The sequence below is a fragment of the Pseudoalteromonas sp. A41-2 genome (assembly GCF_015767615.1).
GTDB classification, from domain to species: domain Bacteria; phylum Pseudomonadota; class Gammaproteobacteria; order Enterobacterales; family Alteromonadaceae; genus Pseudoalteromonas; species Pseudoalteromonas lipolytica.
Map to the genome: position 1 here is coordinate 3,042,647 of NZ_CP065231.1, position 15,372 is coordinate 3,058,018.

General features: G+C 43.1%; 11 protein-coding genes. 4 read left to right on the forward strand and 7 right to left on the reverse strand.

From position 1 onward, the window contains the following. Window positions 1-167: 167 nt before the first annotated feature. Window positions 168-1,868 (forward strand): diguanylate cyclase, encoded by a 1,701-nt coding sequence (locus IT970_RS13775; RefSeq protein WP_196857417.1) that lies wholly within the window; start codon window positions 168-170, stop codon window positions 1,866-1,868. A 143-nt stretch (window positions 1,869-2,011) separates the two neighbouring features. Here the strand turns inward: IT970_RS13775 and IT970_RS13780 are convergent, their stop codons facing one another. After that, window positions 2,012-3,196: an NAD(P)/FAD-dependent oxidoreductase gene (locus tag IT970_RS13780; protein WP_036973136.1), complete on the reverse strand. Its 1,185-nt coding sequence runs from the start codon at window positions 3,194-3,196 to the stop codon at window positions 2,012-2,014. 322 nt (window positions 3,197-3,518) lie between these two features. On the opposite strand from IT970_RS13780, the gene IT970_RS13785 reads away from it, so the two are divergent. Further along, entirely contained in the window at window positions 3,519-5,645 is a 2,127-nt protein-coding gene (locus tag IT970_RS13785; RefSeq protein ID WP_065978316.1) for a S8 family peptidase, read from the forward strand. A 62-nt stretch (window positions 5,646-5,707) separates the two neighbouring features. Here IT970_RS13785 and IT970_RS13790 read toward each other — a convergent pair whose 3' ends face one another. The 5 genes from IT970_RS13790 to prlC form a co-directional block, all read right to left on the reverse strand. Further along, window positions 5,708-6,181: a peroxiredoxin gene (locus tag IT970_RS13790; RefSeq protein WP_036973141.1), complete on the reverse strand. Its 474-nt coding sequence runs from the start codon at window positions 6,179-6,181 to the stop codon at window positions 5,708-5,710. Window positions 6,182-6,301: 120 nt separating this feature from the next. Next, complete coding sequence (locus IT970_RS13795; protein WP_196857418.1) at window positions 6,302-8,227, reverse strand: methyl-accepting chemotaxis protein; 1,926 nt, start codon at window positions 8,225-8,227, stop codon at window positions 6,302-6,304. A gap of 116 nt (window positions 8,228-8,343) precedes the next feature. Beyond that, window positions 8,344-9,099, reverse strand: coding sequence for a class I SAM-dependent methyltransferase (locus tag IT970_RS13800; protein ID WP_036973144.1), 756 nt, complete (start codon window positions 9,097-9,099; stop codon window positions 8,344-8,346). 104 nt (window positions 9,100-9,203) lie between these two features. Further along, complete coding sequence (locus IT970_RS13805) at window positions 9,204-10,382, reverse strand: response regulator (RefSeq protein WP_036973146.1); 1,179 nt, start codon at window positions 10,380-10,382, stop codon at window positions 9,204-9,206. Between the two features lie 107 nt (window positions 10,383-10,489). Next, entirely contained in the window at window positions 10,490-12,541 is a 2,052-nt protein-coding gene (gene prlC, locus IT970_RS13810; protein WP_036973149.1) for an oligopeptidase A, read from the reverse strand. A 151-nt stretch (window positions 12,542-12,692) separates the two neighbouring features. On the opposite strand from prlC, the gene gorA reads away from it, so the two are divergent. Both gorA and IT970_RS13820 read left to right on the forward strand, forming a co-directional pair. Next, the gene (gene gorA / locus IT970_RS13815; RefSeq protein ID WP_118844656.1) at window positions 12,693-14,054 is read left to right on the forward strand and encodes a glutathione-disulfide reductase; all 1,362 of its coding nucleotides are present in this window, start codon (window positions 12,693-12,695) and stop codon (window positions 14,052-14,054) included. Between the two features lie 178 nt (window positions 14,055-14,232). Beyond that, entirely contained in the window at window positions 14,233-14,967 is a 735-nt protein-coding gene (locus IT970_RS13820; protein WP_196857419.1) for a glutaredoxin family protein, read from the forward strand. Window positions 14,968-15,039: 72 nt separating this feature from the next. Here IT970_RS13820 and IT970_RS13825 read toward each other — a convergent pair whose 3' ends face one another. After that, complete coding sequence (locus tag IT970_RS13825) at window positions 15,040-15,288, reverse strand: hypothetical protein (protein ID WP_196857420.1); 249 nt, start codon at window positions 15,286-15,288, stop codon at window positions 15,040-15,042. Between the last annotated feature and the right edge of the window lie 84 nt (window positions 15,289-15,372).

Genomic DNA, 15,372 nt, shown 5'->3' on the forward strand with positions numbered 1-15,372 from the left:
AACTCGCTTAATTCAGTATTATTGCGCGTTGGTATTCATTTTTCGCAACCCATTAAGCCGCTTTTACAGCGGCTTTTTTTATTTTGGATAAAATTCGCTCGACAATGCAGCTGATTACGTTAAAAATAACACTTTATTACTAAACAATTTAGCCATAGGCACCAAGGATGATCGCACGTTTATTATTACTATTTTTTATCAGTCACTCCTTCTTTGCCTTTGCACAAAATAGCCCTACCACATCCATTGACTCCGTTATATCGCTCAACAATGAACAAGTTAACTTAACACGTTTCGATATGAGTTATTTTATTGATAAAACAGGAAAAATGACACTATCGCAAATACAAAATCAAACATTCACAGCCAGTGAAAATGAGCTCACTCTGGGCACCAATGCCAAAACAACGTGGTCAAAAATAACCGTTAAAAACAACGACAGCGATACCTTACGTTTATTTATTCACAACCCCGATGCTTACCATCTAGAAGAGGTAGGATTTTACGAAACCCACAATGGGCAACTCATTAATCAATCTGAAATTCAACTAGATACATCGGGTCCAAAAGCCAATATGTTCGGCGGCAGTGCTGTGTTTTCGTTCTATATTGCCCCACAGCAGCAAAAAACCATTTATGTAAAAAGCGTTACTTTTTCGCATCAATGGTTTGCTCTAAATATTTATAATGAAGAGCATTCAAAACGCGCCCTAGTTGGCAACGGCAACTACATTGCATTACTGGTTGGCATGATGCTAGCGCTGATGATCTATAACTTTTTCTTGTACTTATCGGCACGTAAAATAGAAAATATTGTTTACGCCCTGTATTTAATATCGGGCACGGTATGGGTGGCGCTTTCGTATGGCGTAGCTGCTAACTTTTTTGGCATTTTTAGTGCTGAAGTACTGCAACTTAATTCTAGTTTGCTCAGTATGCCCAGCTTTTTAGTAATTTTTGTGATGCTAATTTTCGAAACTAAAAAGCATTACCCAAAAGAGCATATAGCCCTGTCGCTCATTCTCGTATTACTGGTTGGCGACTTTATCTACAGTTTATTCGATGTCGTTGGCGCACTAAAACCAGCCAGCACCCTTGCCGCAATGATGATGACCGTCACCTTTGGTGTCTCTATATCACTGTGGCGAAAAGGGGATTCACTGGCCAAATATTTTTTACTTGGCCATTCACTGTTCGTTATATTCAATATGCTGGCCGTGCTTTATTACAAAGGTATCACCGACGCGAACGTGATAAACAGTCATGGCGTCGGCATAGGTATTTTACTCGAAGCATTAATGATGGCGTTTATATTGTCTTACCGTATAAAAACGCTCGAAAAAATCAAAGCACAGCAAAAAGAATTAACGCGCCTTGTCGATACCGACCCAATGACAGGCCTGTATAATCGACGCTACTTTGATAGAAAAAGTGAAGAGCTCATTGCTGCAATGGCAAGCAATCATCAAGAGTTAACGCTGATCATCGCCGATCTCGACCATTTTAAAGCCATTAACGACACTTATGGCCATGATATTGGCGATAAAGTCATTATTGAGTTTGCAAACATACTCACTACACAACAACGAAAAGACGATATAGCCTGCCGCTACGGCGGTGAAGAATTTGTACTTTTACTGCATTGCAGCCTACACGACGCCAAAGCCGTGGCCGAGCGCATCCGCGAAAAAGCAGCAAACACCCGCATCAAAAGCAATGATGCTCAAGCCGTAAAGTTTACCGTAAGCCTAGGCGTTCACAGCGTTGCCCATGCCTCAACCACAATAAAAGAAACCCTATCAATTGCCGACAAAGCCCTTTATAAAGCAAAAAACAATGGCCGAAACTGTGTTGAAGTAGCGGTGTAAGCGAGTTCACATAACGGTAATGAACAAGTTATTCACCGTCGGTCATTTTATACAACTGCACGTTTAAAGCACTTCGCACATACTAAGCCCAACTAATAAGCAAAAGCGGAATTGGCGCAAAGCCGAGCGACTAGAGTCTATCATCAACAATACTGCCCTGCTGCAAAGCCACAGCTCCAAGCGTATTGGAAGTTGTAGCCGCCTAACCAGCCTGTCACGTCGGTAACTTCGCCGATAAAGTAAAGGCCGGGTGCTTTTTTGGCTTCGAAGGTTTTTGAGCTTAACTCATCGGTGTCTACACCGCCTAGCGTGACCTCTGCAGTGCGATACCCTTCGGTGCCGTTAGGTTTTATTTGCCAGTTGTGGATGTAGTCGTGCAGCGCATCTATTTGCGTGTGGGTTAGCTGATTAACATTACAATCAGGAATAGCTTTGGTGTCGTGCAGCATCTCTACAAAACGCTTTGGCAATATCGTCGCGAGGGTATTTTTTAGCGACTTTTGGCCTTGGCTTTGACGCCACTCTTCAAGCTGCTGTTTTAAATCGATCGCTGGTAATAAATTAATATACACACTCTGCCCTGCGCGCCAAAATGAGCTAATTTGTAAAATAGCAGGTCCCGACAAACCACGGTGAGTAAAGAGTATGTTTTCTTTAAATTGTGTACCGTCTTCACTTGTTACCACACACGGAATACTGATCCCCGACAGTCCATCAAAACGATCTTTATCGTGCTGGTGCAAAGTGAATGGCACAAGCGCTGCCATTGTGGGTAAAACCGTTAAGCCAAATTGCTCAGCAATTTTGTAGCCAATGGGCGATGCACCCAGTTTTGGCATTGTTAAGCCACCCGATGCAACCACCAGCGATTCACATTGATAAGTATCTTGCTCGGTTATTACCTCGTACCCTGCATCAGTTTTTGTGACGCTAAGCACTTCGTTGCGCAAGGCTATGTTCACGCCCGCCCACTCACATTCAGTCAATAAAATATCAACAATATCTTGAGCGCTGTTGTCACAAAATAATTGACCCAGTGTTTTATGGTGATACGCCAAACCATGGCGGTCTACCAACTCAATAAAGTCGTGTTGGGTATAGCGACTTAAACACGACTTTACGAAATGAGGGTTTGTACATAAGTAATTATCTGGGCTGGCATTTTCATTGGTGAAGTTACACCGTCCACCACCGCTGATTAAAATTTTACGGCCCGGCTTTTTACCCATATCAAGCACTGTAACCGCTCGGCCTCGGTAACCTGCTTGTGCTGCACACATTAAACCTGCGGCACCGGCGCCAATCACAATTACATCTACTTGGGTCATTACGCATACTCATTAAAAAATTTAGCTGATTATAACAAGTTATTTTATACGCGGTGTTAACAGAAAGGTGTTTTTACAAAAAAGATAAACCTAAAAAACGAAATAAAGCAAAAACTCTAAATAGAAAAATTAAAACTTTAGAATGAGAAAACCACCTTAAAACCCAGTTAAAAGTCAGATTTAGCCATCTATACACTTGTTTATAACTAAAATAGAGACAAACATAACAAAACGATATTTTAACTTAATTTACATTTATTTTACCTTTGTCCCCCTTCGCGAAAAACATTGCGAAGAAACTTATAACAATCTAGGGATCATTATGACAACTAACAATAACTTAAAAAAGTGCGCAATCGCACTGAGCCTCACTGCGTTGTTTGGGACGACGGCAGCGATGGCAACGCCAAACCAAATGATGTCACCGTCTATGGCGGAAACAGCCGCTAAGCTACAAGGCCAAGACGGTTTTGGTACACAATTCATCATTAAATACAAAAATAACAATGATGAAATGATGACTATGTCGGCTGCAGAACAAACGCCGATGCTAATGAATAAAAAAGCGCAGGGCTTTGTTAAAAACTTCACAAGTAAAAAAGGCCAAGTGAAAGCACAATACGTGCGTGCAATGGCAATGAGCAATCACCACGTTATGCGTGCTGATAAAAAGCTATCAGCTGAAGAAGCTCAAGAGTTTATGCAAGAAATGGTTGCAACGGGTAACGTTGAATACATCGAAATTGACCAAATGTTAAAGCCATTTGCAACGCCTAACGATCCACGTTATTCAGATCAGTGGCATTATTATGAGCAAGCTGGTGGTTTAAACCTGCCTACAGCATGGGATACAGCAACAGGGAGTGGCGTTGTGGTTGCGGTACTTGATACGGGTTACCGCCCACACATTGATTTAAATGCCAACATTTTGCCGGGTTACGACATGATCTCTAACCTATCGGTAGCAAATGACGGTGGCGGTCGCGATAGCGATGCACGTGACCCAGGTGACGCAATTAGTGCTAATGAGTGTGGTTATACACACGGCGCACAAAGCTCAAGCTGGCATGGTACGCACGTTGCGGGTACTGTCGCTGCTGTGACTAACAACGGTGAAGGTGTTGCGGGTGTTGCGTATGACGCCAAAGTTGTGCCTGTACGTGTACTTGGTAAATGTGGTGGTTTAACATCAGACATCGCCGACGGTATCATCTGGGCATCAGGTGGTTCTGTATCTGGCGTTCCTGCGAATGCAAACCCTGCTGATGTTATCAATATGAGTTTAGGTGGCAGCGGTTCATGTAGCTCTACAACACAAAGTGCTATCAACCAAGCTCGTAATAACGGCACTGTGATTGTAATTGCAGCAGGTAACGATAACGACAACTCAGCTAACTATAATCCTGGTAACTGTAATGGCGTAGTAAACGTTGCGTCAGTTGGCCGTAACGGTGGCCGTGCTTATTACTCTAACTACGGTAGTAATATTGATGTTGCTGCACCGGGCGGCGCGCAAAGCTTTGCTAACGATTCAGAAGGTGTGTTATCAACTCACAACTCAGGCTCAACTAGCCCTTCAAGCGACAGCTATCACTATTCACAAGGTACGTCGATGGCTGCCCCACACGTTGCCGGTGTCGCTGCGCTTATTAAGCAAGCGAAACCTTCTGCAACACCTGATGAAATAGAAAGCATTTTAAAATCAACAACTCGTGCTTTCCCAGCAACATGTACTAGCTGTGGTACTGGTATTGTAGATGCGGCAGCAGCGGTTGCTGCGGCGTCGGGTACTACACCTCCACCGCCAACAGGTAACGTGTTAGAAGATGGTCAAGCTCTTACGGGTCTTAGTGGTGCGGCTAGCAGCCAAACTTTCTACACAATGGAAGTTCCAGCAGGTGCTACAAACGTAACATTCACGATGAGTGGTGGTACAGGTGATGCCGACCTTTACGTTCGTGCAGGTAGCGCACCAACAACATCAACATACGATTGTCGCCCATACAAAGGGGGTAATGAAGAAGTATGTTCGATTGATAACCCAACTGCAGGCACTTATCACGTTATGCTTAACGGCTACTCTGCTTATTCAGGTGTGAGCCTAGTGGGCGATTTAACAACATCTGGTGGTACAGGTGCACCTCAAGCAGGTGGCGGCACGGTTACTGATATTTCTGCAAGTGCGGGTCAGTGGAAACACTACACACTAGAAGTACCAGCAGGCATGGCAAGCTTCACTGTCACGACATCTGGTGGCACTGGTGATGCTGACTTGTTTGTTAAATTTGGCAGCCAGCCTACAACATCAAGTTATGACTGTCGCCCGTACAAAAATGGCAATGCTGAAACATGTACATTCAGTAACCCACAAGCAGGTACGTGGCACTTAAGCTTAAATGCGTATCGCACCTTTTCAGGTGTAACACTTGATGCACAATATCAGCCTTAATGGTTGAATACTCCCGTTTCCCCTGGGACTTTTAGCCGGACTCTCGTCCGGCTTTTTTGTACTTATAGCTTTTCTAAAATAGCCTCAGCACGACTTACTGCAAACTCTTTATCTTGTTCAACAAATAAGCCTGCTACCGTTTGGTTTTCTACGATCATTGCATAACGCGTCGAACGGATACCACCAAAACTCGCGGTGTCTTTATCTAAACCAAGTGCTTTAGTAAAACTGGCATCACCATCGGCTAACATACGAATGTGTTCAGCGTTGTGCGCCTCACCCCATGCCTTCATTACAAACGCGTCGTTTACCGATACGCAGTAAATAGCATCAACACCTTTCGCCATAATTTTATCGGCAAGTGCCACAAATTCAGGTAAGTGTGCATTTGAGCACGTTGGTGTGAAAGCACCAGGCACTGCAAATAAAACCACTTTTTTGCCTGCAAACAAAGACTCTGTTGAATGCGTTTGCATTCCTTCGCTCGTTAGTTCTGTTAGGCTTGCTGTTGGTAAAGTTTGGCCTTGTTCAATCATCATAATTCCTTGAAATTTTAGTATGAGTTCAGAGTATATACCTAAACGATACATTGCAGCACATGCTTCATTTTACGATACACAAAAGTGCGTGATATCTGCGAAGCCATTTTCGGCTAATTACAATCCTAAGCTACGTTTAATGGTATTCATTTGCTGTTGTAGGCGCTGTTGAATATCGCTCACAAGAACATTTGATTCGCTTACTTGGCCTTTCATGCTGAGCATTGACTGACTAAAGTTTTCGAGTAAAGCATTTTGCTGCTTTGCAAGCTCCATGGCATCAAACGCGACTTTATTGGCGTCTTGTGCATTTTCGGCAACCCCTTCTGAGTTGCGCTTTAACTCTTGGGCATTTTGCGTTTGTAACTCGGCATCACTCGCAAGTGCACTAATTTGTGTTGATACCATGGTTGAGTTTTCACTTAAGCGACTAAGCTGGCTGTTAATATCATCCAGTGAGCCTTGGGTTTGTCTTGCTAATTTACGCACTTCGTCAGCGACAACGGCAAAGCCGCGACCATGCTCTCCTGCCCGCGCCGATTCAATGGCGGCATTAAGTGCCAGTAAGTTAGTTTGTTCGGCAATATTTTTAATGACTTCGATCACGTGGCCAACATCATTTACGCCACTTAATAGTGCTTTTAAACTTGTTAAACCTTGCTCTACACGTTGCTCAGTGTGTGAGCTGGCTATGAGCATGTTGTCAGCAAACCCTAAGCTTTGCTCCATGGCATCGAAGGTGTGCTTGGCATTGTCGGCCACTTGGCTATTTATCCTGTTAACTTGCTCGCCGATATGCTGAATATCATTGAGTAAAGCTTGATTTTGCTCGACCTGTGTTCGGCTCGCATCAGTTTGCTGACCAATCGTGTGGAGGTGTTCGCTCATTTCTAGCATAAAGTCATTAATGACTTTAAGCATTTGCGCTCGTTCTTCGGCTTCACCGCGTTGACGCTCAATTAGCTGGTTAAAGTAATGTGCTATTTCGCCCACTTCTGTCTTGGGGTTATTACTTTGAATATTTTTTAGTTCATTGCTTTCAATTAAAAATGCAAAGCCATCACGTAATTGACGCAGTGGGTTTAGCACTTGATTACGCTGTACAAAGTACACGCCAGCCGCTAACACCACTAACATGCCAATAGCAAAGCAAAACACAATAAAAACCTGTTGCTTAAGTTGCCCTTGTTGCTCTTTTAATTTTTGCTCGGCACCAAGTACCGTACTAGACAGCGCGTTTATTTGCGCACGTAATGCTTGCATGCCTGTTTGGCGTTGCTCTGCTTGCGCGATGGTCGATGCTAAGTCGCGCGGAAAGCGCTTAGGCCAGCTGCTTAGCTCTGCTTTTATGTCGCCTGCTAAGTCTTCAGCCTCTTCGCCAAAAAATAAGGCGTCTTCGTCAACCTCGCTCATGACCCCTAAATTATCAAGTTGCGCTATTTTATTGGCAAGGGTGTTAAGGTTCGCCACACTTTGATTAAGGCTGGTTTTGGTGTCTTGATCAAAACTAACAATAAGTTTGTAAGTATATAAGGCAAGGGTCGTTACTTCACTGTAATAATCACTTGCAAGTTGATAATACTCAAGCGCTAATGCAGTTTGTGGCTTGGCTTGTGTTGCATAACCCACTAACGATGATGCCGCCCCTGCCATTTGCCTGAGTGAATTATCAAGCAGCGCCATTTCGTTACCTGAAAGTTTCCCCAGTGCTCGGTATTTACCGTTAATATCTTTATCTAATTCGCTGAGCTGTGCCGTTAGTTGGCTTGCGAGCTCCTTTGGCAAGCTTGCTAAATGCTGTTTTTTAACATCGCTGATCAGGATAGAGGCTTGATTTAAATGTTGGCTATCACCTTGCTCTAAATAATCATCAAGGTGGCTTTTTAAATCAATAATAATGGTGTTTTTTAGCTTGTTGTAAGCGTTATCTTGTTGCTCTAAGCCGAGTAAGGTTTGGCTTGCCCAAAATAAGGTGGCCGCCAGTAAGATACTGGCAAGAGTGAGTAAAACGGCTAATAACCGAGTAAATGATGACACGCGCATGAACTACATTCCCAAAAGTCGTTACGCGCGTAGAATATTAACCTTTTATGACAATTTGATGTAAATCATCCAAATTAACGTCAAATGTAATCACAAATCAATACTTAATAACTACACTACACCATGGCAGCTTTTACATACACATCAAAGCGGTTTTTCTTGGTTTTGATTTGCATGCTGGGGGTTTTGTCATTTAAAAAAGGCGCGTAATCAGGTCGCTTAACAACAACCCGCTTAGTAGCTAATGGATACGCAAATTCGAGTAAATCGTCTGCATCGTTGTCCGCACCCACCAGCTCTTGGAATACACGCATTTCTTTTTTAACCAGCGCCGATTTTTCTCGATGTGGAAACATAGGATCTAAATAAACAACATCGGGTACGTTGTTACACTGAGCCAGTAATGTGTGGCTTGAGCCAAACACTAAGCTCATTTTTTCTTTCATCCATGGACCAATATCAGCATCGTTATAGGCTCGCTCTAGGCCATCGTATAATAACGCAGCAACCACAGGGTGGCGCTCATGCAAAATTACATGACAACCTAACGACGCAAGCACAAAGCCATCTCGGCCAAGGCCTGCTGTTGCATCAAGCACAACGGGAGTGGCTCCTTTATTTAGGCCCACCGCTTTGGCTATCGCTTGACCTTTACCGCCACCAAACTTGCGACGATGCGCTGCCGCACCACTCACAAAATCAACATGAATAGCGCCCAGCTTCGGCTCATCCTTTTTTTTAAGGCTTAGGCCCTGATCGTCATAGTGCAATGAAAAGCCATCATTATTTTTAGCCCATTCGGCTAAACCGAAACGTTGCTCTATGGCGTCTAAATAAGGACGCATTTCTTTAAAAGGACAATGAATTACCACAATTTACTCCGTGAACCGAATGCAACGCAAGTATATACCCAAACGTATTTAAGATACATGGTTCACAGGTGTGCAAAGTAAAAGTTACGTCACTATTTAAATCGCTAAAATAGCTCGATATCTGTTTGCGAGGTGACATCTTCAGTATGGCGTGGCTCTGCAATTTTTTGCAGGTTTTCTAGTAACTCATTACGCGATTCAATAATGTGTTTAAGCTGATATTTAATAAATGCTAAATCATCATTAAGCGATGCAAATAACAACTGGGTTTGCTGTAACTGCTGAAGGTGAAAGACCACTTCATCACTGCTTGATACGTTACTTTGTTCCACTGATTTAGTTAGCTCAACTAATTGTGCGGCAAACTTTTCGACAGCCCGCTCTCGTGAGTCACTATTTTGATACATCTGTTCCGACAGCTCATTAAAAGCATTACCAATTTGCTGTGCTTGGGCTAACGCGCGCTCGTTCACTTCCATATCTTGTACTTTGGCGTTAGTCACTTCGAGAATATGCGGAAACAAATCTTTGTAACGCCCATAAAGCTGCGCATCGTCTAATGGCATGTTTTTTACTAACATCGATATTTTTGGGTAATTAACAATGGTGCGATGCCCAAAATCAACAAAGCGGTTTGCGTCACGGTGTTTTTCAAGTAGCTCTTGCTCAAGCGGACATACTCCGCCTTCTGCACTGCAAAATACGCCGATATCTTGATACCAAAATGCAAGAACCACATCGAGATCCATCGGATTAAAAAACTCAAACATGTGTTCAGACAACGCTTTAATATCGTGCGCATGATAACTTTGCCCTACGTAACGCATTATACGCCCCATATCGCCCGAGTCTGTCATGGCTATTTCGGCGGTGATCTGCGCACGTTCAACATCACTTTTTAACTTTTTAGAGTGCTGACGATATTGGTATAACACGCGAATACGCGCCATAAGTTCTTCAGCGTTGAACGGCTTAACAATGTAATCGGCTGCACCGGCATTGTAGCCCTTAACCCGGTCGGGCAATTCGGTTTTACCCGATAAAAACATCACCGGTGTATCTTTCGTTTGTGGGTGTGCTTTAAGTTCAGTGCATACTTCAAAACCCGTTTTGCCGGGCATTTCAATATCCAGCAAAATAATATCTGGATTATATTTAAGTGCCTGTCTTAATCCTTCTTCGCCATTTTTAGCATGGATCAATGTGCAAAAGCCCGAGAGCGACTCTTCGATGACATGATGTACGTATTTATCATCATCAATGGCTAACACCAGTTTTGACATGCTTTATTCCTGTAAATGCTTTTCTAAAAAGCATAGTACGCAAGATTGATTTTGCTAAGATTTATTAATAAAAAAAGCGCCTTACGGCGCTTTCATTCAATAATAACTTAGGCTGCAATGCCACTGTGTCTGAGGAGTGCATCGACTTGAGGTTCACGACCTCGGAACTTTTTAAATAATTCCATCGGCTCTTCACTGCCTCCTTTTTCTAAAATGTTCTTTAAGAAAGCGTGACCCGTTTCTTTATTAAAAATACCTTCTTCTTCAAATTTAGAGAAAGCATCTGCCGACAAAACTTCAGCCCATTTATATGAGTAATAACCGGCACTGTAACCACCGGCAAAAATATGGCTGAAACCATGCTGAAAACGGTTAAAAGCGGGGGCTTTAACAACCGCAGTTTTACTGCGAACTTCATCAAGCGTGGCTTGAATATTACAAGGTTCACCCGCTTTGTAATCATGGTGAATGGTAAAATCAAACAGCGAAAACTCTAACTGACGTAGCATTTGCATGCCCGATTGAAAGTTCTTCGCGGCCAATAATTTATCAAGCAGTTCTTTTGGCAGCGGCTCACCCGTTTCATAGTGACCCGAGATAAAGTTAAGGGCCTCTTCTTCATAACACCAGTTTTCTAAGAACTGGCTTGGCAGCTCTACAGCATCCCATGCCACACCATTAATGCCCGCCACTGGCGCAGCATCAACTTGGGTCAACATATGATGAATACCGTGTCCAAACTCATGGAATAAAGTTGTCACTTCGTTATGAGTAAACAGCGCAGGTTTATCACCCACTGCTTTATTAAAGTTACAGACTAAGTAAGCGACAGGCGTTTGTAATTCGCCATTGGCGCGCACTTTACGCCCCATGCAATCGTCCATCCAAGCGCCACCACGTTTACGGTCACGTGCATATAAATCAAGATAAAAACGGCCGCGTAGCGTGTTACTGCTATCGTAAATCTCGAAGAAGCGCACATCTGGATGATAGCTATCAAACTCATGCACTTCTTTCACGCTAATATCAAACAAGCGGTTTACGGTGGTAAATAACCCGTTTAAGACCTTATCGGCAGGAAAGTATGGGCGCAGTACTTCATCAGAAATTGCGTACTTTTCTTGCTTTAATTTTTCTGCATAATACGCGTAATCCCATGCTGCAAGCTCGCTTACACCATGTTTTTCTTGTGCGTAGGCTGTTAATTCAGCAAGCTCTTGCTCAGCTTGTGGCTTTGACTTAGCCGCTAAATCTTCTAAAAACGAGAACACTTGCGACTCAGATTCGGCCATTTTAGTTGCTAATGACATTTCTGCGTAGCTGCTAAAACCGAGTAACTCGGCCAGTTCATGACGAAGTGCAAGCTCTTCGCTCATGATATCTGAGTTATCAAACTCACCTGCATTAGGGCCTTGGTCAGACGCACGAGTTACAAACGCAGTGTACGTTTCTTCACGTAATTTACGGTTATCGGCATAGGTCATAATAGGCAAATAAGAAGGGAAATCTAAGGTGAACACCCAACCATCAAGCTCTTTGCTTTTTGCTGTATCGGCACCGAGTGCCAGTGCTGACTCAGGTAAGCCTGCTAATTCACTTTCATCTGTAATGTGTTTTTGCCAAGCGAGTGTCGCATCCATCACATTATTGCCAAACTTAGAGGCAAGCTCTGATAAGCGCGCACTAATTTCACCGTATCGTTTTTGTTGCTCAGGCTTTAACGCGATGCCCGATAATTCAAAATCACGCAACGCATTAGTAATGGTTTTTTGCTGTGCAGTGGTGAGTGTTTTAAATTCTTCGCTGCTATGTAAAGCATTATAGGCATCGTATAAACCTTGATGCTGACCAACAAAGGTTGAGTACTCAGATAACAACGGCAAACATTGCTCATAAGCTTCGCGTAGCTCGTCGCTATTTACCACCGAATTCATGTGCGATACTGGCGAAAATAGTCGTGATAACTTGTCATCAGCCTCTTCAAGTGGAAGAACTAGGTCATTCCAAGTGTATGACTTACTTGCCAATACCTCATCAATTTTGGCACGACAGTGTGCAATCGCTTCTTTTAATGCCGGCACAACATGGGCTGGTTTAATCTTAGAAAACGGCGGAAGCCCTTCTAATCCAATAAGTGGGTTATTTTCTGCAATTGTCATTTTCGTTCTCAATTTTTATGCGAATATGGTGTTGAAGTTGGGGCGAATTGATGAAATACAAGGGGCTTAACCTCGGTCTTTATTATGCTATTATCAACTTATTAATAAATCGATTAATTAATAAAAAACTATCTATTTTTGAGGACAAACTATGGCTCAGCATTTTGATTACATTGCAATTGGTGGTGGCAGTGGCGGTATTGCCTCTGCAAACCGTGCTGCAATGCGTGGCGCAAAAGTCGCACTTATTGAAGCAAAACACATGGGTGGCACCTGTGTGAATGTAGGTTGTGTTCCAAAGAAAGTAATGTGGCATGGCGCACAAATTGCTGAAGCAATTAATGCATACGCACCCGATTACGGCTTTGATGTCGAATTAAAAAGTTTTAGTTGGGCTAAATTAGTAGAAAGCCGCGAAGCTTACATTGGCCGTATCCACCAAGGGTATAACAAATACTTATCAAGCAATGGCGTAACGGTAATCAACGGTTTCGCGACCTTTGTTGATAACAAAACCGTTGAAGTTAACGGTGAGCTATACACCGCTGACCATATTCTGATTGCCGTGGGAGGTCGTCCAACGATTCCTAACATCCCAGGTGCTGAACTAGGTATTGATTCAAATGGCTTTTTTGAGCTAGATGCCCAACCTAAGCGTGTTGCTGTTGTGGGTGCTGGTTACATTGCTGTCGAAATCGCAGGTGTACTTCACAGCCTTGGCACTGAAACGCATTTATTTGTTCGTAAAAATAAACCATTACGTACTTTTGACCCTTACATTGTTGATACGCTTGTCGACATTATGGCGAAAGAAGGCCCGACACTTCACACTGACTGCACACCAAAAGAAGTGATTAAAGAAAGCGATGGCAGTTTAACTATTCACTTTGAAAATGGTCACAGCCAAAATGTCGATGAAGTTATTTGGGCAATTGGTCGTACACCAACAACCGATAAACTGAATATCACAGCGACCGACGTTGAACTTAACGAAAGTGGCTACGTAAAAGTTGATGAGTATCAAAATACAACCGCTAAAAACATTTATGCCGTTGGCGACATCATCGAACACGGCATAGAGCTCACACCCGTGGCTGTAAAAGCGGGCCGTATTTTATCAGAGCGTTTATTCAATAACGAATTACCAAACGATTTAAAAATGGACTACGAGCTAGTACCTACTGTTGTATTCAGTCACCCACCAATCGGCACGATTGGTTTAACAGAGCAAGAAGCGATTTCGCAATATGGTGCTGAAAACGTAAAGGTTTATAAATCAAGCTTTGCAGCTATGTACACAGCAGTTACTCAACACCGCCAAGCATGTAACATGATGCTCGTGTGTGCAGGTGATAACGAAAAAGTTGTTGGCTTACACGGCATTGGCTTTACTGTTGATGAAATGATCCAAGGCTTTGCAGTCGCAATGAAGATGGGCGCAACCAAAGCAGATTTTGATGCCGTAGTAGCGATTCACCCTACTGGCTCAGAAGAGTTCGTGACGATGAGATAAACTCGCGTTGCGAGAAAACATTAAAAACCTTGTGGTGCTGCCGCAAGGTTTTTTTATGCCTTGTAGAAAGTCGGCACAAACCTTGTAACTGCTAGGTTATACCAACATTTTGCCATTGTTTACTGTGTTATCGAGTAAAGATTACGCAATAAGCTTGGCATTTTTACAAGGAGGCACTGTGTCTAAGTCTGCAATTTTATATCGCATGGTGACCGATGAGCATATATGCCCATTTGGTTTAAAATCTAAAGATTTGTTAGAGCGCAATGGTTACGAGGTTAATGACCGCCACCTCACTAACCGCGAAGAAACAGATGCATTTAAAGAGCAGCATCAAGTAAAAACCACGCCACAAACCTTTATCGATAATAAGCGTATTGGGGGGTATGATGATTTGCGCGACTTTTTCAATCTACCCGAAGCGGGTCAACAAGGCACAACTTATACCCCAGTTTTAGCGATTTTTGCGGTAACCCTACTCTTAAGCTGCGGGTTTAGCTACGCCAGCGGCACAGCTTTACTGTCGATGCAGAACTTAATGCTGTTTGTTGCACTGACAATGGCGGTGCTCGCTATTCAAAAACTACAAGATCTGTACAGCTTTTCAAACTCATTCATTACTTATGATTTACTGGCAATGCGTGTTGTGCCTTATGCCTATGTTTACCCATTTATTGAAGCCTACGTTGCCATAGGTATGGTTGCTAAGCTGCCAGCTTTAGCCGTCGCGCCATTTTCGTTGTTTATTGGTGGCATAGGTGCGGTGTCGGTATTTAAGGCCGTTTATATCGATAAGCGAGAGCTAAAATGTGCCTGTGTGGGTGGCGACAGCAATGTGCCGCTGGGCTTTATTTCTCTCAGCGAAAACTTATTTATGATAGCGGCAGGTATCTGGATGCTGAGTACACTTTAGCCATTTATGCTAAAGCTTAAGGTGATAATTTTCAGTGGCTTAATAAGACGTTAAGCCACTGTAATGGGCGTGCTACCCGCCATTGCGTAAGTCACGCTCAAACTCAGTTTCTGTTTTAACCGGATGACACGTCGACGTCACTGAACCTTTGTTGCTGTCATCTTCGTCTGTACTAAAAATGGTATAGCTGTAATCGGTTTCTAGTTCACCGCCTAAACACTCGTGCTCGGCATACACTTCATTTGCAGACCCCTCTCTTACTTCCTGTGATGCACAGCCGGTAAGCATGAGTAGTATTAATAAAATTGGCGTTACTTTCATATTTTCACCTTAAAATTATTATATTTACTGCGAACAGTAACGAATATAGTGGTATTGATGGTACCTATATTGATACATTTTTAC

Bases quoted from the DNA above. Each gene is read 5' to 3' on its own strand.
- IT970_RS13805 (WP_036973146.1), bottom strand. From the start codon at position 10,382: ATGTCAAAACTGGTGTTAGCCATTGATGATGATAAATACGTACATCAT.
- prlC (WP_036973149.1), bottom strand. From the start codon at position 12,541: ATGACAATTGCAGAAAATAACCCACTTATTGGATTAGAAGGGCTTCCG.
- IT970_RS13825 (WP_196857420.1), bottom strand. From the start codon at position 15,288: ATGAAAGTAACGCCAATTTTATTAATACTACTCATGCTTACCGGCTGT.
- IT970_RS13785 (WP_065978316.1), top strand. From the start codon at position 3,519: ATGACAACTAACAATAACTTAAAAAAGTGCGCAATCGCACTGAGCCTC.
- IT970_RS13790 (WP_036973141.1), bottom strand. From the start codon at position 6,181: ATGATTGAACAAGGCCAAACTTTACCAACAGCAAGCCTAACAGAACTA.
- IT970_RS13795 (WP_196857418.1), bottom strand. From the start codon at position 8,227: ATGCGCGTGTCATCATTTACTCGGTTATTAGCCGTTTTACTCACTCTT.
- gorA (WP_118844656.1), top strand. From the start codon at position 12,693: ATGGCTCAGCATTTTGATTACATTGCAATTGGTGGTGGCAGTGGCGGT.
- IT970_RS13775 (WP_196857417.1), top strand. From the start codon at position 168: ATGATCGCACGTTTATTATTACTATTTTTTATCAGTCACTCCTTCTTT.
- IT970_RS13780 (WP_036973136.1), bottom strand. From the start codon at position 3,196: ATGACCCAAGTAGATGTAATTGTGATTGGCGCCGGTGCCGCAGGTTTA.